This window comes from Duganella qianjiadongensis (assembly GCF_009857915.1).
GTDB lineage: Bacteria > Pseudomonadota > Gammaproteobacteria > Burkholderiales > Burkholderiaceae_D > Rugamonas > Rugamonas qianjiadongensis.
Genome location: NZ_WWCM01000027.1, coordinates 1 through 19,515, shown reverse-complemented (window position 1 = coordinate 19,515; position 19,515 = coordinate 1). Strand labels below are relative to the sequence as shown.

The window sequence follows — 19,515 nt, the reverse complement described above, 5'->3', positions numbered from 1 at the left end:
TGCTCAGGCCTGCGCCGCTGCGGCCAGCACGTGCAGCTCGACGCGATCGCGGCCATTGCGCTTGGCCTGATACAGACAGCCATCGGCCGCCGCCAGCAGGCTGGCGGCATCGGCCAGATGGTCGCGGTGGAAACTGGCCACGCCTATGCTGAGCGTGACGTGCGGGCGGGTGGCGGCTGGTGCGTGCGGCAGGTTCAGACTGGCCACGCGGGCACGGATGGCCTCGGCGTGCTGGGCCGCCTGTTCTGCGCTAGTATCGGGCAGCACGGCAGCAAATTCTTCGCCGCCATAGCGTGCCGCCAGATCGGCCGGGCGCTGCAGCATGGCGGCAAACGCGGTCGCCACGGCGGTCAGACAGGCGTCGCCCTGCTGGTGGCCGAAATGGTCGTTATAGGCTTTGAAGGAATCGATATCCATCAGCAGCAGCGAGAGCTGGCCGTTGTTGCGCTGGGCGCGGCGCAGTTCGCGGTCCAGCGCCACGTCGAAGTGGCGCCGGTTGGCGATGCCGGTCAGTCCGTCCACATACGATTGCGCGCGCAGGGCTTCGGCCTGTCCGCGCAGCTGCTTTTCCTTATCCACCGTGATGCTGATGTCGCTCACTTCGATCAGACAGTAGTGCTGCTTGCCTTCCGTGAAAGGGGTGACGGCTACCGCCTGCTCGATGCGCTCGCCGCCCCATGTTCCGCTCGCATACAGCGGGAAAGGCGCGCGCTGGCTGGCCGGCGACAGGCGTTGCGGCAGCTTGCTTTGCAGGGCGCTCTGTACCAGCTGCTCCAGCCGCTGGCCGGCCAGTTCGGGGAATACTTCGAACAGGGGACGGCCCAGCACACGGCTAGCCGACAGGCCCGAGTGGCTGGCTAGCCACTGGTTCCATACGACGATGCGCTGCTCGTGATCGAGCACCATCAGTCCCATGCTGGCCAGCGCCAGTATGCGGGTGGAGAGATGGCCGTGGCCACTGGCGGCGGCGGGCGTTGCGATGGTGCTGTCGGTCATGCGGCTATTCCTGGCTAGGCATGGAGAATGCACCGATTATAAGCGCTCGCTGCTCCCCGCAGGAGTGCAGGCGAGGCGTGCGTCTTGCCGCAGCAACTGCGTCATCATGTCGGCCGGGATGGGGCGGCTGAAGTAATAGCCCTGAATCAGATCGCAGCCATGTTCGCCCAGATAGGCCAGCTGTTCGGCCGTTTCCACACCTTCTGCCACCACCTTGAGTTTCAGGCTGTGCGCCATGGCGATGATGGCGCGTACCACGGCCGCATCGTCGGCATTGTGGGGCAGCTCGCGGATGAAGGCGATATCGATTTTCAGCGTATCGACGGGGAAGCGGCGCAGATAGGCCAGACTGGAATAGCCGGTGCCAAAATCGTCGATGGCGATCCGCACGCCCATAGACCACAGTGTGGACAGGGTAGCGGCGGTGCGGCTCATATCTTCCATCAGCGCCGTTTCCGTCACCTCCAGCGACAGCAGGGCAGGATCGATCTGGTGGCGCTGCACGGCATCGGACACGGTGCTCACCAGCGTGCCGGTGCTGAACTGGTGGCTGGCGACATTCACTGCTACCGGCAGCGGGCCGGCATCGTTTTTCGCCCACTGGGCAATCTGCTGGCAGGCCTGTTCGATCACCCACCCGCCGACTTCCCTGATCATGCCGGTTTGCTCCAGCAGGGGGATGAATTCGGCCGGCGAGACGATGCCGTGGCCGGGGCGGTTCCAGCGCAGCAGTGCTTCCGTGCCCACCATGCGGCCGGTGCGCAGGTGGACTTTAGGCTGGTAGTACAGTTCGAATTCGTCGCTGGCGTAGGCATGGCGCAAGGCCTGCTCTAGCTGATAGCGGTGTTGGGCTTGTTCGTTCATGGCATAGGTGAAATAGCTGCACTGGTTGCTGCCGGACTGCTTGGCCTGATGCAGGGCGATATTGGCGTAGCGGGTCAGGGTGGCGGCATCGACGGCATCGTCGGGGTAGAGCGCCACGCCCATGCTGACGCTGAGGGCGCGCCGGCCGGCCGGCAGCGGGAAAGGCTCATGCAGCGCGGCGCGTATCATGCCGACGATCTGGGCGCAGTCGCCGCTGTGCTCCAGCGCGGGCAGCAGCAGGGCGAATTCGTCGTTGCCGAAGCGGGCCAGGCTGGCGCGTGGCGGCGCTAGCCGGTTGAGCCGCTGGGCCAGCAGGCGCAGCACGCCATCGCCGGCCGGATAGCCCAGCGTATCGTTGAGGTTAGTAAAACCATCGAGATCGATCAGCAGCAGCGCGCTGGGATGCGGCTGGGCCGCCGCCAGCTGGGTAGCCAGCGACTGGGAAAACAGCTGGCGGTTGGGCAGTCCGGTCAGGCTGTCGTAGCTGGCCATGCGCAGGCCGTAGGCGCGGGTATCGTTGTATAGCAGCCGCACTTCCAGCAGATTGCGCACGCGGCTCAGCAGTTCGCCCGGGTCGTAAGGCTTGGCGAGGAAATCCTTGGCGCCCGCTTCCAGCGCGGCCAGCTTGCTCTCATGCTGGGCCGAGAGCACCAGCACTGGCAGATACTGGTCGGCTTCGATCTGGTATAGCGCCTCCAGCACCTGAAAGCCGTCCATGCCCGGCATCTGCAGGTCCAGCACGATCAGGTCATAGGCATTGCGTCTGTGTAGCTCGGCAACGCTAAGCGCGTCGCAGGTGCTGCTGACGGCAGTGTAGCCTGCGCTGGTCAGCAACTGGGTCAGCACATGGTTGCTCAGTTCCTGATCATCAACCAGCAGGATACGGGCACGGTGGAGCAGGGCGGCGGCAATCATGGCAGCGAACCTTGAGGATAGACCTGGGCGATGGCGTCCAGTAGCAACTGGTCATTGACGGGCTTTTGCAGATAGGCCAGCGGTAATTGATGCAGGGCACGGAATTGTTCCTGCGGTTTGGGGTGGCCGCTGATCAGGATGACGCCGATTTCCGGCGCCAGCGTGGCCAGTCTTGCCTGCACATCGAGGCCGGTCATCTCCGGCATGTGGACATCGAGGATCACGCAGCACGGGTGCTGCTCCGTGATGGCTTGCAGAAAGACCGCACCAGTGGGAAAGGCGCGTGCACTGAGTCCGGCCGAGCGCAGCAGCCGCACCAGCGCACGGCAGATGGCGGCATCGTCGTCGACTACGGCTATCCATGGTGATTTCGTTTCCATAAAGCCACGTTAGCCTTCTGCCGGCCAGCTGCCTATGGGACTTTGGGCCTACAGCGCCGGCTGGCTAGCTCTGGCGCACCCGGTCCACCATGCGCACCAGCGCAGCCAGCGAACGCACTTCCATCTTGGCCATGACGCGGGCGCGGTGCACCTTGATGGTTTTTTCGGCCGCGCCCAGTGTCGCGGCCACCTGTTTGTTCAGCAGACCTTCGATAATCAGGTCCAGTACTTCCGTTTCGCGCGGCGTGAGGGTGGCCAGGCGCTGGCGGATGGCCGTCAGTTCCAGATCGGCGTCGTGCGCGCGGCGGTTGCTGGCGCAGGCCTGCTCGACAGCAGCGAGCAGACGCTCCGCATCGACCGGTTTGGTGAGGAAGTCGGCGGCGCCCAGCTTCATGGCGCGTACGCCCGTTTCGATATCGCCCTGACCGGTGAGGAAGATTACCGGCAGCAGGCTGGCGCGTTCGCCCAGCGCCTGCTGCAGCGCCAGTCCGTTCATTTCCGGCATGGCCAGATCGAGGATCAGACAGCCTTGCGCCTGCGCGTCTACAGTGCCGAGAAACGCGCTGGCGCTGGCAAAACTCTGCACCGCATAACCGGCCGAATTGAGCAGCCGGGTGAGCGCCTTGAGGATGGCCGGCTGGTCATCCACCAGATAGATCTGCATGGCGCTGCTCATGGCTGGGCCGCCTCGGCCAGCGGCAGGCGCAGGTGGAAGGTGGCACCGCCGTGGCTGTTGTTTTCTGCCCAGAGCCGGCCGCCGTGGGCGTCGACTATGCTGCGGCAGATGGACAGGCCCAGTCCCATGCCGCGCGCTTTGGTGGTGTAGAACGGGGTGAAGATCTGTTCCAGCGCTTCGGCGGGAATGCCGCCGCCGCTATCGCTGATACTCAGCTGTAGCGTCTGGCCCACGCGGGCGCTGCGCAGCACGATCAGGTTGCTGTGCTCAATCTGCTGGCTTTGCGCGTCGCAGGCATTCATCAGCAGATTGAGCAGCACCTGCTGCAGCTGTACGGGATCGGCTTCCAGCGTCAGGGTTTCTTTGCACAGCTCGGTACGCAGAGTCAGGCGCTGATGGATCAGGTCGTTGCTGATCAGGTGTTGCACGCTGTCGATCAGACTTTGCGCGCTGATGCGCTGGCGCTGGGCATCATGTTTGCCGAACAGGCTGCGCAGGCGGGCAATGATGGCGCCGGCTCGCTGGTCTTCGCTGGCGATGTCGTTGAGGATTTCCTGTACTTCGGCCAGATCGGGCGCAGGCTGGCCAAGGAAGCGCTGGGCCGCCTGCGCATTGCTGAGGATGGCCGTGAGCGGCTGGTTCAGTTCGTGGGCCAGTGCGCCCGACAGCTCGCCCAGCATGGCCACCCGCGCCAGATGGGTCACTTCTTTCTGTTTCTGCTGCAGATCGAGTTCGGCCTGTTTGCGGCTGGTAATGTCGAGCGATACGCCGCGTACCAGCGTGGGACGCTGATGGCGGTCGAACTCTACGCTGCCGTGCGAGCTGATCCAGCGCTGGCAGCCGCTGGCCAGTTCGATGCGGAATTCCATGTCGTAGCGGGTGGCGCCATACAGCGTGCTGTCGAGCGTGCGCTGCACATGCTGGCGGTCGGCCGGATGCACCCGTGCCAGCAGGTCATCCAGTGTGATGGGCTGCTCGGCATTAAAGCCGAACAGCTCGCGCCAGGCTTGCGACACCCAGATCTGCTGCTGGCGCAAGTCGCGCGTCCAGATGCCCAGATGGGCTGCCCGTGCCGCCAGTGCCAGGCGCTGCTCGCTTTCGGAACTGTCGGCGCGGGCCCGTTGCAGGTCGCGCGCAGCGATCTGCAGCGCCTGCCCCAGTTCGCGTGCTTCGCTGAAGTACAGCCGCGGCAGGGGCAGCGGTACGGCCTGTCCCACGGCCAGTGCGGGCGCGATCAGGGCCTGGATGGAACGGGTGACGCGGCGCGCCAGCCATAGGGCGCAGGTGCTGCCTAGTGCCAGTGCAATCACGCTGAGGGTAATCAGCCAGAACAGGCTGCGCTGCAGCGGCGCGGTCAGTTCGTCGTGGGGGATGCCCAGGATAGCTGTCCAGCCCGTTTGCGGCGAGCGATGGTAGACGAACAGCGAACGCTTGCCTTCCAGCGTGTAGGAGTCGAACGCCGATTCGCGCTCGCGCGACAGCGGCTGGCGCAGTTCGGCCGGAAGCTGCTGGCCCGCCAGCCTGGCCATGTCATGGCTGCGTGTGATGATGCGGAACTGCTGGTCGACGATGCCGGCGCGCCAGCTCTCGGGAAACTTCTGTTCGAACAGCAGCGGTTGCAGCGTGGCCGGCGTCACCGTGGCATTCAGGCTCATCACCACTTTGCCGTTTTCGATGACGGGGACGGCAATGGTGACGATGGGCTGGCCGACCAGCGGGCCCGTAAAGATGCCGGAAACACCGGGCATGGCTGTGCTGCGGGTGCGCTGCAGCAGCGGGCGATCAGTCAGTTGCGGCAGCGCGCTGCCGTATGGACGCAGGGTGGAGAGCAGGATGCGGCCATCGAGATCGAGCAGCAGTATGCTATCGACGTGCAGCTTGTCGACCACGGCGCTGATGCGCGCGTGGAAAGTACGCAGATCGCGCTCATGCAGCAGATAGGAGCTGGCCAGCACCTGCAGGGCCAGCTGGGTACTGCGCACCTCGCGGTCGGCGGCTGCGCTGACATGGCGCGCATGATTGAGCGTATTTTCTACCAGCCGGGCTTCCTCCTGCCGGTAGAAATTGATAATAAGCACAGCCAGTACCAGCACGATGGGTACGATGCAGGCGGCCACCAGCAGCGTCAGCACGCGGCGGACACTGGGCGGAGCGGAATGCTGGGCAGGGCGGTCGGTCATCGGGCGCACGGAGGGGGAACAGGCGCTGTCGATTGTATTGAAGATTGCCGTACGTCACAACTTAGTGTTTGCAAGCGTGGTACATGCGCCGCACTATCAATTCCGGCTTTTTAATAAAAAAATATTTCCTCATTCGGACCAGCCCGCTTTCCGCATTCTCAGCCTTGATTCCGGTGGGCTAGCGCCACAGACAGCCGGAATGAACCTGCTATCATGACTCGCTTGAGAATTCTCATGCACGTGTTATTCCGCTGAAGTAATCTTGCAACGTTGACCTGAGCACGGCCCTGGAAAGGAGGCGATCGTGGATCCGATACAAGAGAGCGTACAGGATGACAACACCGGTGTGCCGTCTGCTGCGGCCGCCGCGCCGGCGCCCTTGCGCGCCCGTCAGGCCTTGCCGCCTAAAGGGGCGTGCTGGTATTGCGACAAACCGCTCGATAATGTGCGCCGCTTCTGCGACAAGGAGTGTGCCGATGCGTTTGACGAGGAAAAGGAATATACGCGTTAGGGCAGCAGAGCGTCGGCCGGCAGCAGGGCCAGCGCTGCCTCGTAGTCGAACTGCAGCACCTGTTCCCTTAGCGCCTCGTAGCACGGCTTGCCCAGCGTGTGGCTGAGCGCTTCAGCCGACCGTTCCACCAGATCGACGGCAGCACCATCACCGACGTCGAGCAGGCTGGCCAGATGCTGCACCAGCGCCATCGACGTCGGCATGTGGGTAGCCGCATACGGTGCCGGCGTCGTCTTGGCATCATCCTCCCGCAACACCACTTCTATCTGCACCAGCAAGGCCTGCAGCGCAGCTTCCAGTGCCGCCAGCAGGCTGTCGTTGCTGGCGCTTTCGAGTGCATGGGCCAGACGGGCCACCTGGCGCGCACCTATCATTCCGGCCGCGCCCTTGAGCGTATGGGCGATGCGCGCCGCTACCACCGGATCGCCCGCAGCCCATGCGGCACGGGCCTGTGCCGGCGCATCCCGATAGCGCAGGCGAAAACGCTGCAGGATCTGCTGGTAGAGGGCGCGGTCGCCCATCAGTTGCTGCAGACCGGTACCGGTATCGAGTACGTCGGTGTCAGGAGTCATCATGGCAGGCGGCAGGCTCGGTGGTTGATCAGGAATGCTGGCTGTCATTTTATGCCAGATTTCAATTTGAAAGCAGGGTAGTCCGGGGGGCTGCTCGGGGTAGAATGGCGCTTGCCCGGGCGATGCCCGGTTTTTTCCGGATAAATTGCTTTGAAACCACACCATCACGCGCGCGTGCAGCGCGCCAAATTTGCCCTGCCCAGCATGGTGACGCTGATGTCGATCGCCTGCGGCTTCGGCAGCATCGTGATCTCTGTCGATAATGCCCGCATCGGCGCCGCACAGGACTACCGTCTGGCCGCCATTCTGCTGGTGCTGGCCGGCGTGTTCGATGCGCTCGACGGCATGGTGGCACGGGCCACCAACACCACCTCCGAATTCGGCATGCAGCTCGATTCCATCGCCGACGTGATGAACTTCGGCTGTGCCCCCGGCTTGCTGCTGTACTGCTATGGCTTTGTGCAACTGGGCGCCGAGCAGCCCACGCTGCTGCGTCTGGGCGGCATTGCCAGTTTCTTCTTTGTGGCTTGCGGCGCCTTGCGGCTGGCGCGCTTTAACGTCAACGTGGGACGGACCGACCCGCGCTACTTCGTCGGCATGCCGATTACGGCTGGTGCTGCCTGCGTGGCCTCGGTGGTGGTGGCGTGGCCGCAGCCGCCGGTGACGGCGCTGCATGGCGGGCTGGTGGTGGCGCTGCTGTTTGCCGTGGGCAGCCTGATGGTGTCCACGGTGCGTTTCCCCAGCTCGAAGCAGAAGAAAAGCACGCTGGCACTGGTGCTACTGGTGCTCAATCTGGGCCTGCTGGTGTGGCTGCAGGCCTTGTATTTTGCCCTGTTCTTCGCCGTCTACATCGCCCTCACGCTGGCGCTGAATCTAGCCTGGCAGCAGGGCTGGCGCGGCATTGCGCCGCCTCAGATTTTCCACGATTAAAGCAAGGCGCTCGCTTCAGGCCACTTCATGACCCCGTGCCGCACGCAGGATGGTGAACCACTGGCTGCGGCTCAGGCTGAACTGAGTCGCCTGCACGGCTTCGGCTATCGCGCTGATGCGGCCTGTGCCCGTGAGCGGAATGGGGCGCGACGGCAGCTGCATAATCCACGCAAATACCACGCTGGCAAACGGCTGCTGCAATTCGGCGGCAACCTGTTCGATGGCGGCGCGCACGCGCTGGCCGGCAGCATCGTTGTTGCTGAACAGACGGCCACCGGCCAGCGGCGACCAGATCATCGGTGCGACGCCCAGATCCTGCAGGCCGTCCAAGCTCTCGTCGAACATCGGGTCCACATGCAGCGGCGAGAATTCCACCTGATTGGTGGTGAGGGCTATGCGCCGGTTCAGGCACTCGAACTGGTGGCGGCTGAAGTTGGAAACGCCGAAATGGCCTACCTTGCCAGCCTGACGCAGCGCATGGAAGGTGTCGGCGATGACGTCGAAATCCATCAGCGGATCAGGGCGGTGTATCAGTAATAGATCAAGATGGTCGGTGCCCAGATTGCGCAGCGACTGCTCGACTGATGCAGTAATGTGGCTGGCGCTGGTATCGTAATGCTGGATAGTGTGCTCGGGGCGGGCCGGATTGACCAGCTTGATGCCGCATTTGCTGACCAGCTGCATGCGCTGGCGCAGGCCCGGCTGCAAAGCCAGCGCTTCGCCGAACAGCGCTTCTACGCCATAATCACCGTAGATGTCGGCGTGGTCAAAGCTGCTCACGCCCAGTTCCAGACACTGTTCGATCAGGCGCAGGCGCTGCTGCGGCGTGAGGTTCCACTCCTGCATGCGCCACATGCCGGCCACGATGCGGGACAGGGTGAGGCCGTCTTTGCGGGTCAGACTGGCAGGACAGGACAGCGGGTGCGACTGGGCTGGGGACATGGCAGGCCTTAGTAGAAAATCAGGCAGCCATTATACCGAGCCGCTGTAACTTTATTACATCGAACGATGGAAAGTTGTCGATCTGACTTGTAGCTAGTAGTTTGCCTGTATCATCAGGGCTGGATCGTAGCGGGGGATGATGAGGATGGAGTGCGCGTAGTGGGAATCATGTCGTTGTTCAAGCGCTGGCTGGGCGCTGCGCCCGCGGTTGCGGCGCCAGTGGCGCAGGCCGTCGCGGTGCCGTCGCGCCCGCTGGCTGCCATGCCCGTGGTGGTCAGGGCGGAGATCATAGACCAGCGTCACCGCCTGTGCGGTTACCGCTTCCATGCCGTAGCGCGCCAGCACGGTGCGCCGCTGGGCGAAACTGCCATGGTGGAGGCACTGCAGGAAGCCCGCGTACCAGAGTTTGCCGCCCAGCGGCTGGCGCTGGTGCCGGCGGTGACGTTTGGCCGCCATCTGCCGCTGCTGGCAGCGCATACGGTATTTCTGCTGGATCGCCGCCACAGCGAACTGCCGGCCGAACAGCTGGCGGGCCGCATGGGCGCCTTGCGCGAGAGCGGTGCCCAGCTGGCCCTGCGCGGCGTGACGCTGGCGGCCGAGGAAGCTCCTTTGCTGGCGCTGTGCGATATGGTGCTGCTGTACCTGAATGAACATAGCCTGCCGGCGTTCCAGGCGCTGATCAAGCAGCTGCGCCAGCGCTATCCTGCGCTCAAGCTGTGTGTGGACGGGCTGGAATCCTGGAACGAGCAGCGCATGTGTTTGTCGTGGGGCTGCGACTATTTCATGGGGCCTTTCCTGACCACGCGCGATGAAGCCGACAGCCAGGCCAAAGTCGACCAGAGCCGCATGACGTCGATTGAGCTGCTCAATCTGCTGCGCACGGAAGCCGAACTGCCTGCCCTGATCGATGTGGTCAAGCGCGATCCCGGCATGACTTATCAGCTGCTGCAATGGGCCAATGCGCCAGCCAACGGGCTGGGCACGCAGGTAACCAGTCTGCAGCAGGCGTTTCTGGTACTGGGCCGTAACCAGCTGTACCGGGCGCTGACGGTTTCCATGTTCCGGCTGGGCGCCAGCGAACATCAGGCGCGCGACGAATCGCTGCTGGAAGTGGCGCTGACGCGCGCCCGTTTTCTGGAAACCTGCAGCCACCTGCCTGCGCCGCAGCGCGATGAGCTGTTCCTGGTAGGGATGCTGTCGCTGTTCGATGTGCTGATGGGGGTGCCGATGGCACAGCTGGTGGGAAGTATGCAGCTATCGGAGGAAGTGCGCGAAGTGCTGCTGGAAAATCGCGGGCCGTACGGGCCGTATCTGATGCTGGCGCTGCTGTTCGAGCGCGACAAGGTGGAGCGTGCGCTGGAACTGGCTGGCCGTATGGGGCTCGACGCCGACCAGCTGACGCAGGCCGGTCAGGCTGCCTTTCACTGGGCGCAGGAAGCGCTGCACCACACGGCGGCGGCCAGCTAGCCAGCCGCCAGTTAGGGCACGGGCGCTCAGCAGACCGCCCGTTCTGCTAGTTGCATTACTTCATCCAGAGACGCAGCGAGTCCCAGGCGCGGCCAAAGATGGAAGCCTGATCGACGGTTTCCAGCGCGACTACCGGCAGTTCCAGCAGCGGCTTGCCGTCTACCATCATCTTCAGTGTACCGACGCGGCTGTTTTCGGCCAGCGGTGCCACCAGCGGGTCTTTACGCTCCAGCAGCGGTTTCATTTTCGCTGCCACGCCTTTCGGTACCGTCACCAGTACGTCATTGGTGAAGCCGATTTTCACGCTGCTGTGCGAACCTTTCCAGATTTCCGGCGTCGCAATGGCCTGCCCCTTGGAGTACAGCTTGACCGTATCGAAGTTCTGGAAGCCCCAGTTCAGCAGCTTCTGGCTTTCCTGCGTGCGCGACTGGTCGGACGAGGTGCCCAGCACCACGGAGATCAGGCGGCGTTCGTTGGCGCCGTTAGGACGGTGGGCCGAGGCGATCATGCAGTAGCCGGCCGCTTCCGTGTGGCCCGTCTTCATGCCGTCCACGGTAGGGTCCAGCCACAGCAGGCGGTTACGGTTAGGCTGGGTGATCTTGTTGTAGGTGAAGCTTTTCACCGAGTCGATCTTGTAGAACTCGGGGAAGTCCAGAATCACGCGCTTGGCCAGTATCGACAGATCCTGCGCGGTGGAATAGTTTTCCGGGCTAGGCAGTCCGTGCGGGTTGGCAAAGTGGGTGTTGGTCAGGCCCATGCGCTGGGCTTCCTTGTTCATCATCACCACGAAAGCGCTTTCGTCGCCGGCGACGGCTTCGGCCAGTGCCACGGCAGCGTCGTTGCCGGACTGCACCATCAGGCCGTACAGCAGGTCATTGATGCTGACCGGGGTAGCGGGGTCGATGAACATTTTCGAGCTGCTCGAATCAACTTTCCATGCCTTGGTCGAGACGTTGACCATCTGCTTGAGGTCGATCTTCTTGTCGCGCAGGGCGCCGAAGGTGACGTAGGCCGTCATGATCTTGGTCAGCGAGGCTGGTTCGATGCGGGCGTTGGGATCTTGCGAAGCAATGATCTGGCCACTGGTGGCGTCCAGCAGCAGCCACGAGCGGGCGGCGATGTTCGGTGGCGGCAGGGTTTGCGCAACGGCGTTGGTCAGCATCAGGACACTGGTAGCGAGTGCCGCAATAATTTTCTTCATGGATGTCAGTCAGCTTATACGGTTAAAGGCGGCTGCACGGAGAATGCAGTGCGCCGGTCAGACAGGAGCAGGAATTATAGAGCTTCAATCGGCGCTTGCGGCGTCCGTTTCAGCCGCGTCTGCTACGGGCGGGCGGTGCCACAGTTGTGTGACCCAGCTCTTGATGTGCTGCAGCTTGCGGTGGAAGAAGTGGTCGGCGCCGGGAATCACGATGACGGGAATATCCTGCGGGCGCAGCCAGTCCAGCACGTCGATCAGGGGGATGGTGTCGTCGTTCTCGCCGTGGATCAGGATGGTGTCGGCTGGCACGGTCGCCATTTCCCATTTGCCGGCGGCACTGCCCACCAGTACCAGCCGCTCGGCCGGCGTGCCTTGCGCGGCCAGCTGGTGCGCCAGATGCGATTGCACGAAGGTGCCGAAAGAGAAGCCGGACAGGGCGACGGGCAGGCCCGGATAGCGCTGGGTCATCCACTGGTGCAGGATGGCCATATCTTCCATCTCGCCTTTGCCATGGTCGTGTACGCCTTCGGAAGCGCCTACGCCGCGGAAGTTGATACGGGCCACCACGTAGCCGAGCTGGACAAAGGTACGGGCCAGCGTCACCGCCACTTTATTGTCCATGGTGCCGCCATACAGCGGGTGCGGGTGGGCTACCAGCGCGATGCCGCGTGGCGTGATTTTGGGGAAGTCCAGTATGCCTTCCATCTGGCCGGCGCCGCCGGTCAGGGTAAATTTTTCAGTCTTGATCATGGGTGTTTACAATTTGAGGCGCTCGACAACCTTGCCTTGCACCAGATGGGTGTCGATGATTTCATCGATATCGCTGTTGTCCACATAGGTGTACCACGTGCCTTCCGGGTAGACCACCAGTACGGGACCCTGCTCGCAGCGGTCGAGGCAGCCCGCCTGATTGATGCGCACCTTGCCCGCGCCATTCAGGTTCAGCTCCTTGCAGCGCTGTTTGGCATGTTTCTGGGCGGCGGCTGCGCCGTGCTCGCCACAGCTGGCGCGACCGTCGTCGCGCTGGTTCATGCAGAAAAACACATGGTGTTTGAAGTACGGGGTATCGCTCATGGCGGTATCAGGTCCGGAAAACGAAGGTGGCGCTATGATACCTCAGGGGGCGCTTGCCGGTGCACGGGTAGCCACAGGTACCAGACGGCTGCCAGCGGCCACAGCAGGGTGAGGAACTGGGCTGCGCCATTGAAGTTGAGGAATTTGCCCTGTACCCACGACTGCAGGGTGACCACGAAATAGGGGTTGGAGGGCGTGGTGTTGATGATGACCAGACTCAGCAGCAATGAAGTCAGGGCCAGACGGCGTTGCGCCAGATGGGGTGCAAACGTCAGGCCGGCCAGCATGATGGCGCCGATCAGAAAGCCGCCCTCGGCGCCCGGCGTGACCCAGACAAATGCGTTCTCCGGCGAGAATAGCAGCGCCGTGGCCAGCGCCTTGACGATCACTGCCGTTGCCACCAGCCCGCCCACCAGCAGGCCCCGTGGCGCCGGCCGGCGCAGCAGGCAGAGCAGGGTAAGGGCGGCACCGACCATGCCGCAGGCCGTGATGATGGTTTCCGATAGCCAGTACTGTTCTACGGTCAGTACGCTGTCGGGGCGCAGGTACTGGGCCAGATCGATGTCGGTATCGAGCAGCTGCGACAGCCATTCCGACAGGATGGGCAGCAGCTGCCCCAGTCCGAACAGGAAGCTTTGCGGATAGATCTGCGCCAACGGCCACAAGGCCAGCAGCACCAGACCGTGGCTGGCGTGCGGCGCGAACCAGCTTTTGCGCAGCCGTTGCAGTTCGCTCTGATCGAGCAGGCGGCGTACGGTCAATACGCCGACCACGGCACCGAGCATACAGCCCACGCTATTGGTGTAGAAATCCAGATTCGAGGAAACCCGGCTAGGCAGATAGGTTTGCACGCCTTCCATCAGGCCCGACAGCAGTACGCCGCTGACGCTGGCCAGCAGCAGGGCCAGCCAGCCTTGCAGACGCGGATAGAGCGCGTAGACGATCAGGGTGCCTAGCGGCATATAGCCGACCACGTTGATGATGGCATCGAACTTGGTCCAGTAACGCGGCATGTCCGTGTGTTCGAGGAAGATCAGCGGCGACAGTCCCTGATTGTGCCAGCCAGTAAAAGGGAACCAGCTGGCATAGACGATCAGCAGCACGTACACCAGCAGCGCGCCACGGGTAAAGGGCGACGTCTTGCTGGCGCTGCTAGGCTGTTCCACCGGGCTACCTCAGGGTTCAGGGCTGCGGCGCGCCGGCCAGCCACGCCAGCAGATCGGCTGCCAGCGCATCGCTGGCCTCGGCCATTGCCTGTGCGCCGCCGGCTGCATCAGGCGTAGGCGCGGCCACGCTGCGCTGGAAGGTGCGCTGGTCGAGCAGGCGGTGATTGCGGAATAGCGAAGCGCGCACATTGAGCACGCCCCGGCTGCTGGTGGCCGTATCGAAGTTCTGGGTAAATTCGTTCACCTCCAGCCGCAGTACGGTAGGGTTGGTGATGGCGTCGGTGGTGGACAGCACCTGCACGCCAGCCTGTGCGAAGTTGGCGCGCACGCGCTGGCCCAGTAGCTGGAATGGCGTGGCCGCCCACTGGTTGTAGGCATACGGGCGCGCCTGCCGTGCATCGGCATACAGCAGGCGGTATTGCATGTGTTCCGTATCGAGCGCCGTGGGGCCGGTGATATCGGCCACGATCAGGGTGCCGACCTTGCTGGTAGTGCTGGCAGCGGGCAGCGGGCCGAAGTCGTAGCGCGCCGTGGCTGGTGGAGTGCTGGCGCAGCCGCCTAGCAGCAGGGCGCAGGTGACAAGGGCAAACAGGTGGCGGAGCTGGGCAGTCATCGCGGTCTTCCTCATTTGGCACCTGCGGAAAAACCTGCTTCGCCGGGGCCGGGCGGCATGCCGGGCGCACCGAAGATCAGGCTTTGCGGGCGGTCGTTAATCTTGTTCATGGTCTTGCGCAGTGCGCGCATGGAGGCACGGGTATCGTCGGACAGCGAGTTTACCTGCGGCAGGGTATCCAGTTCCAGCCCGCCAGCAACGGCTTCAACCGAACCGGCGATGCGTTCGGTGCTGTCGGTCAGACGGGCGATAGGACCGTTCGGCGCCTGCAGATTCTGCACCAGCTGGTCGGCGTCGCCAGCCAGACGGTTGAAGCTTTTCAGCGTTTGCTGGGTCTGTTCTGCCAGCTGCGGCAGGCGTTCCAGCGTGGGCTGCAGTTGTTCCGGCAAGGCGCGGTAAGCCTGCGCGGTGGCGCTGATTTCGCTGAAAGTGTTGAGGATGGCGCGCTGATTCTGCTCGCTGAGCAGATTGTTCAGGCGCTGGGTGGCGATCTCGGTCTGGTCAAGAATGGCTTTGCCGCGTTTCTCCAGCACGTCGAACAGGCCGGGGCGCAGCGGTACGCGGGCTGGCGTATCGTTATTGGTGGCCAGCCGTGGCGAACCGATGCTGTCGTCATCGAGCTGGATGAAAGCGATGCCCGTCACGCCCTGATAGCCGAGGGTGGCAAAGGTGGTGCTGGTAATCGGCGCATCCTTGTTGATGTTGAGCGTGACGAGAATCTGGCCGGTGACATTCGGATCGAAGGTAATGCTGGCCACTTTACCCACCTGTAAGCCGCGATAGCGCACCGGCGCTTGCGGATTCAGGCCGGGGATGGGGCGGGTGGTGGCCAGCACGTAGGGCGCACGTTCCACCCGGTCGCGGTTGAACCAGAGGCCGAACAGCACGGCTGCAATCAGCAGCGTGATCGTAAAGAAGCCGGTAGTGAGGGCATGGGATCGGTTTTCCATCATTGCTCCTGAGGTTTTTTCTCGTTCAGTGCTTCCAGCGCGCGGCGGCCGCGATCTCCGAGGAAGAACTCGTGAACGAAGGGGTGATCGACCTGCAGCACTTCGTCCAGAGTGCCCAGCGCAATCACATGTTTTTCTGCCAGCACGGCGATGCGGGTGGAGAGCGCGAACAGGGTATCGAGATCGTGCGTCACCATCACCACGGTCAGGCCCAGCTCGCGATGCAGCGATTTAATCAGGCTAACGAAAGCTTCCGACAGGTCGGGATCGAGGCCGGCGGTCGGTTCGTCGAGGAATAGCAGCTTGGGCTCCAGTGCCAGTGCCCGCGCCAGTGCTACCCGCTTGACCATGCCGCCCGACAGGTCGGATGGCATCTTGTTGGCATGCTCGGGGCCCAGACCCACCATATTCATTTTCAGTAGCACGGCATCGACGATCAGATCTTCCGGCAGTGCATGCAGCTCGCGCATGGGCTGGGCGATATTTTCCAGCACCGTCAGGGCCGAGTACAGCGCGCCCTGCTGGAACAGCATGCCCCAGTGATTGCGCAACTGCTGCAACTGTTCGGCGTCGATTTCGCTAATATCTTCGCCGAACACACGCACACAGCCGCGCGCAGGGGTTTCTAACCCTAGCATCTGGCGCAGCAGGGTGGTTTTGCCGGTGCCGGAACCGCCTACGATGGAGAGAATTTCGCCCTGCCGGATCTCCAGATTCAGGTCCTGATGAACCACCGTGCGGCCATATTTGGTCCACAGTCCGGTGATTTCCACGATAGGCACGCTGCCGTCCAGCGTCAGTTCGCCATCGCCGCGGCTGCCGCCACAGCTGCGTTCGGGGACCAGTGCAGGATTCGCCATCAGAAGAACCCCACGCCGCTAAACACGATGGCAAATACGGCATCGGCCAGTATCACCACGGTAATCGCGGTGACCACCGAGGTGGTGGTGCCGCGTCCCAGACTTTCCGTATTTGGCTTGATACGCAGGCCGAAGTGGCAGGACACCAGCGCAATGAGCATGCCGAACACCACGCCCTTGCCCAGGCCTATCATGTAGTTCGCCAGCGGCACGGCATCGGGCAGCTTGGTGATGAAGTATTCGGGCGACAGATTGAGTTCCACCCGCGCCGACACCATGCCGCCTATGAGTGCCATGGTATCGGTCCAGATCACCAGCAGCGGCATGGAAACCGCCAGTGCCAGTACTTTCGGCAGCACCAGCCGGAAGCCGTGCGAAATACCCATCACCAGCATGGCATCCAGTTCTTCCGTCACGCGCATGACGCCTAGCTGGGCGGTAATCGAGGAACCTGAGCGGCCAGCCACCAGAATCGCCGCCAGTAGCGGGCCCAGTTCGCGGATCACGCTCATGCCGAGCAGGTTGACCAGATAGATATCGCCGCCAAAAGCCCGCAGCTGCTGGGCGGATAAATAGGACAGCACCACGCCGATCAGGAAACCGACTAGTGCGGTGATGCCCAGTGCCTGAAAACCGGCATGAAAAATATTGGCCGAGATTTCCTTCCATGGTCCGCGCATGGGGGCGCGGACAAAGCGTCCGGCATCGATGACTACCTGTCCTACCAGCCGCATGAAGCTGATGAGATGGGTGACGAACTCCATCATCATGAAGCCCAGCTTCATGATCCATGTCAGCCGTTGCGGGCGGGTGGCGGGTAGTTCCAGCTTGCCGGTGGCTTCCAGCCGGACGAAAAACTCTTCCTGTGCGGGAGCCAGTTGCAGCTGGGCGGGGCGGGCTTTGCCCCAGGCGTTCCAGAATAGCTGGGCGCCGATGTGATCCATGCTCTCGATGGCGCGCAAATCCCAGTGCGGGTTCCTGCCTCTGAGCGCAAGTAGCTGCTGCTTGATGGTCGCCATAGCCTTGCCCTGCGCCAGAGCGTGCACTTGCCACGTACCGCCCGCCGTGACCGTGGGGTCTGCGGCAGTCGCTTGTGAGAGTGTCAGAATAGGCTCTTTAGCAATGGGCATAATGTCAGTTTAAGGGACTTTGGCCTTGACCGCTACCTATCCATGCTCGGCGTTGTGGTACGGTACCTAGGCGGCCAGATGGCGCGCCTGCCGTGATGGTGCCGCCGTTTCGGCTCCGGCGGCGCCCCCTTTGAGGCGCGAGCCGGACTCGTTGCGGCCTGCATAGTCGCTTGCCAGCAGGGCGTCGGCCTCGGTTTTGCTCATGCCGCGCGTCTGCAGCCAGCGCGCCACCATGGCGGCTAGCCGGTCGAGGGCGATCCGGTGGGTGGCGTCGGTATTCGCGTACAGCCAGTCCGAGAAGGCCATGAACTGGCCGAAAGCATCGTCGCCCAGCAGCACCGGCAGGGTATTGCCGAAGCGGCCAGAGTTGGCTACCAGATCCCAGTAGCGCGCAAAGCGCACTAGCCGCTGCATGGTAGGGAAGTCGATGTCGCGGTTGGCCAGAATGGTGTAAGGCGCATACGGCTCGAAAGTCAGGCTGTATTCCTGCGTGTGGCGGATGATGGGCGTGCCGCGCAGTCGCTTCAGAATGCCGAACTGGATCTCGTGCGGATTGAGTGACCACAGCTTGTTAAAGCCTTCGGCAAAGCTGTCCACTGTCTCGCCGGGCAAGCCGGCAATCAGGTCCACGTGCATGTGGGCGTTGGAGTGATTGGTCAGCCAGCGGATATTGTCGGCCGCCTTCTGGTTATCCTGCTTGCGGCTCACCAGCGTCTGCACGGCGGGATTGAAGCTCTGGATGCCGATCTCGAACTGCAGGGCGCCAGCAGGGAATTTGCTGATGCCCTCTTTTAGTGCATCGGGCAGGTGGTCGGGTACCAGTTCGAAGTGGGCGTAGACGGGATCGTCCGGATGCGCTTCCAGCTTATCGAGGAAGAACTGCATGATCTTCAGGCTGGTCTTGATATTCAGATTGAAGGTGCGGTCGACAAATTTGAACAGCCGCGCGCCGCGCGCGTAGAGCGACTCCATCTCGGCGAGAAAATCATCGAAGGGGAATGGCCATGCGGTTTTATCCAGTGCGGACAGACAGAACTCGCACTTGAACGGGCAGCCACGCGATGCTTCCACATAGATGGTACGATTCTTGATGTCGCTATCACTATAGAGAGAGTAGGGCAGCTTGATCTGGTCCATAGGCGGCTGTACGCCCGCATGTATCTTCATTAGCGGCTTGGGGCCGTGAAGGATTTCGCTGCACAGCTTGGGGAAAGTGACATCGCCCCAACCGGTAATGAGATAGTCGGCCAGCTTGACGATCTCCTGCTCGTTCGGTTCGTGCGAGACTTCCGGGCCGCCGAGTACCACCACCACGTCCGGCGCCACCCGCTTGAGCATGGCGACAACGCGGGTAGTCTCTTCCACGTTCCATATATAGATGCCGAAGCCGACGATGCGTGGCGCGTGAGCCAGTATGCGTTCGACGATCTCGGTCGTCTTGGCGCCGATGACAAATTCCTGCAGTCTGGTCTGCTCCTGCAACTCGCCCATATTGGCGAGCAGATAGCGCAAGCCCAGTGACGCATGGGTATAGCGAGCATTCAGAGTAGTGAGCAGGATAGTCATGGTGCGGCTTGATGATCGGACAAAGGCAGTATTTTACTCTTGTCAGGCAAGGGCTTCCTTGCTATAGTTCGCCCCCTCGCAAAACAAGGCGCCCAGCGCTGAGTTAAGCGAGTTGAAAAGTAAGACTTGACGGAATGTTTGAAACGCCTCATAATCTTGCCTCTTCGCTGATGAACACAACGCTTCTCAGCAAGCAGTACCGAATAAGTTCTTTAAAAATTCACAGTCGATAAGTGTGGACGTTTGATGAAAGTGCGCACGAAGCTAGTCTTCGTGATACTTAAAAATATCAAATGTTCACAAGAAATAAATGAAATAGGACGCTTCGTAAAAGAAGCGAACTGTCAGTATTTTGAGTGAGCGACCCAGCAGCAATGCTGGTGCGAGAAATCGCAAAAAAACAGAGATTAAACTGAAGAGTTTGATCCTGGCTCAGATTGAACGCTGGCGGCATGCCTTACACATGCAAGTCGAACGGCAGCACGGAGCTTGCTCTGGTGGCGAGTGGCGAACGGGTGAGTA

The 19,515-nt window shown here is 62.4% G+C and carries 19 protein-coding genes and 1 rRNA gene; 4 read left to right on the top strand and 16 right to left on the bottom strand.

Annotated features, from left to right (window positions below; translation table 11 throughout):
• Window positions 1–3 precede the first annotated feature (3 nt).
• The 5 genes from GTP27_RS22020 to GTP27_RS22000 all read right to left on the bottom strand — a co-directional run bounded on the left by GTP27_RS22020 (window position 4) and on the right by GTP27_RS22000 (window position 6,011).
• Window positions 4–996 (bottom strand): sensor domain-containing diguanylate cyclase, encoded by a 993-nt coding sequence (locus tag GTP27_RS22020; protein WP_161041245.1) that lies wholly within the window; start codon window positions 994–996, stop codon window positions 4–6.
• A 36-nt stretch (window positions 997–1,032) separates the two neighbouring features.
• Window positions 1,033–2,775 (bottom strand): putative bifunctional diguanylate cyclase/phosphodiesterase, encoded by a 1,743-nt coding sequence (locus GTP27_RS22015; RefSeq protein WP_161041244.1) that lies wholly within the window; start codon window positions 2,773–2,775, stop codon window positions 1,033–1,035.
• Window positions 2,772–3,155, bottom strand: a complete 384-nt coding sequence (locus GTP27_RS22010) for a response regulator transcription factor (RefSeq protein WP_161041243.1) — start codon at window positions 3,153–3,155, stop codon at window positions 2,772–2,774. The genes GTP27_RS22015 and GTP27_RS22010 overlap by 4 nt, the downstream gene beginning before the upstream one ends.
• A gap of 64 nt (window positions 3,156–3,219) precedes the next feature.
• Window positions 3,220–3,831 (bottom strand): response regulator transcription factor, encoded by a 612-nt coding sequence (locus tag GTP27_RS22005; protein WP_161041242.1) that lies wholly within the window; start codon window positions 3,829–3,831, stop codon window positions 3,220–3,222.
• Complete coding sequence (locus GTP27_RS22000; protein ID WP_161041241.1) at window positions 3,828–6,011, bottom strand: sensor histidine kinase; 2,184 nt, start codon at window positions 6,009–6,011, stop codon at window positions 3,828–3,830. Before GTP27_RS22000 ends, GTP27_RS22005 begins: the two co-directional genes overlap by 4 nt.
• A 304-nt stretch (window positions 6,012–6,315) precedes the next feature.
• Here GTP27_RS22000 and GTP27_RS21995 point away from each other — a divergent pair, with 304 nt between their 5' ends.
• Window positions 6,316–6,522 carry a hypothetical protein gene (locus GTP27_RS21995; protein ID WP_161041240.1) on the top strand — a complete coding sequence of 69 codons (207 nt, stop codon included), beginning with the start codon at window positions 6,316–6,318 and terminating at the stop codon, window positions 6,520–6,522.
• Here GTP27_RS21995 and GTP27_RS21990 read toward each other — a convergent pair.
• The gene (locus tag GTP27_RS21990) at window positions 6,519–7,097 is read right to left on the bottom strand and encodes an Hpt domain-containing protein (RefSeq protein ID WP_161041239.1); all 579 of its coding nucleotides are present in this window, start codon (window positions 7,095–7,097) and stop codon (window positions 6,519–6,521) included. The two genes, GTP27_RS21995 and GTP27_RS21990, sit on opposite strands and share 4 nt — an antisense overlap.
• A 171-nt stretch (window positions 7,098–7,268) precedes the next feature.
• Here GTP27_RS21990 and pssA point away from each other — a divergent pair, with 171 nt between their 5' ends.
• Window positions 7,269–8,024 (top strand): CDP-diacylglycerol--serine O-phosphatidyltransferase, encoded by a 756-nt coding sequence (gene pssA / locus GTP27_RS21985; RefSeq protein WP_161041253.1) that lies wholly within the window; start codon window positions 7,269–7,271, stop codon window positions 8,022–8,024.
• A gap of 15 nt (window positions 8,025–8,039) precedes the next feature.
• On the opposite strand, the gene GTP27_RS21980 is transcribed toward pssA, so the two are convergent.
• Window positions 8,040–8,966, bottom strand: a complete 927-nt coding sequence (locus GTP27_RS21980) for an aldo/keto reductase (protein ID WP_161041238.1) — start codon at window positions 8,964–8,966, stop codon at window positions 8,040–8,042.
• Between the two features lie 168 nt (window positions 8,967–9,134).
• On the opposite strand from GTP27_RS21980, the gene GTP27_RS21975 reads away from it, so the two are divergent.
• Entirely contained in the window at window positions 9,135–10,433 is a 1,299-nt protein-coding gene (locus GTP27_RS21975; protein WP_161041237.1) for an EAL and HDOD domain-containing protein, read from the top strand.
• Window positions 10,434–10,488: 55 nt separating this feature from the next.
• On the opposite strand, the gene GTP27_RS21970 is transcribed toward GTP27_RS21975, so the two are convergent.
• The 9 genes from GTP27_RS21970 to GTP27_RS21930 form a co-directional block, all read right to left on the bottom strand.
• Window positions 10,489–11,634 (bottom strand): D-alanyl-D-alanine carboxypeptidase family protein, encoded by a 1,146-nt coding sequence (locus tag GTP27_RS21970; RefSeq protein WP_161041236.1) that lies wholly within the window; start codon window positions 11,632–11,634, stop codon window positions 10,489–10,491.
• An 84-nt stretch (window positions 11,635–11,718) separates the two neighbouring features.
• Window positions 11,719–12,384 (bottom strand): alpha/beta hydrolase, encoded by a 666-nt coding sequence (locus tag GTP27_RS21965; RefSeq protein WP_161041235.1) that lies wholly within the window; start codon window positions 12,382–12,384, stop codon window positions 11,719–11,721.
• Between the two features lie 6 nt (window positions 12,385–12,390).
• Entirely contained in the window at window positions 12,391–12,708 is a 318-nt protein-coding gene (locus GTP27_RS21960) for a (2Fe-2S) ferredoxin domain-containing protein (protein ID WP_161041234.1), read from the bottom strand.
• A gap of 32 nt (window positions 12,709–12,740) precedes the next feature.
• Window positions 12,741–13,874 (bottom strand): VanZ family protein, encoded by a 1,134-nt coding sequence (locus tag GTP27_RS21955; protein WP_161041233.1) that lies wholly within the window; start codon window positions 13,872–13,874, stop codon window positions 12,741–12,743.
• Window positions 13,875–13,890: 16 nt separating this feature from the next.
• The gene (locus tag GTP27_RS21950; RefSeq protein ID WP_161041232.1) at window positions 13,891–14,487 is read right to left on the bottom strand and encodes an ABC-type transport auxiliary lipoprotein family protein; all 597 of its coding nucleotides are present in this window, start codon (window positions 14,485–14,487) and stop codon (window positions 13,891–13,893) included.
• A gap of 11 nt (window positions 14,488–14,498) precedes the next feature.
• Complete coding sequence (locus GTP27_RS21945) at window positions 14,499–15,437, bottom strand: MlaD family protein (RefSeq protein WP_161041231.1); 939 nt, start codon at window positions 15,435–15,437, stop codon at window positions 14,499–14,501.
• Window positions 15,437–16,297 (bottom strand): ABC transporter ATP-binding protein, encoded by an 861-nt coding sequence (locus GTP27_RS21940; protein WP_161041230.1) that lies wholly within the window; start codon window positions 16,295–16,297, stop codon window positions 15,437–15,439. The genes GTP27_RS21945 and GTP27_RS21940 overlap by 1 nt, the downstream gene beginning before the upstream one ends.
• Window positions 16,297–17,427 carry an MlaE family ABC transporter permease gene (locus GTP27_RS21935; protein WP_161041229.1) on the bottom strand — a complete coding sequence of 377 codons (1,131 nt, stop codon included), beginning with the start codon at window positions 17,425–17,427 and terminating at the stop codon, window positions 16,297–16,299. Before GTP27_RS21935 ends, GTP27_RS21940 begins: the two co-directional genes overlap by 1 nt.
• Before the next feature lie 66 nt (window positions 17,428–17,493).
• On the bottom strand, window positions 17,494–18,993 hold the full coding sequence (locus tag GTP27_RS21930) for a B12-binding domain-containing radical SAM protein (RefSeq protein WP_161041228.1): 1,500 nt from the start codon (window positions 18,991–18,993) through the stop codon (window positions 17,494–17,496).
• A 409-nt stretch (window positions 18,994–19,402) separates the two neighbouring features.
• On the opposite strand from GTP27_RS21930, the gene GTP27_RS21925 reads away from it, so the two are divergent.
• Window positions 19,403–19,515: ribosomal RNA gene (locus GTP27_RS21925) — 16S ribosomal RNA — on the top strand; the annotation flags it as partial.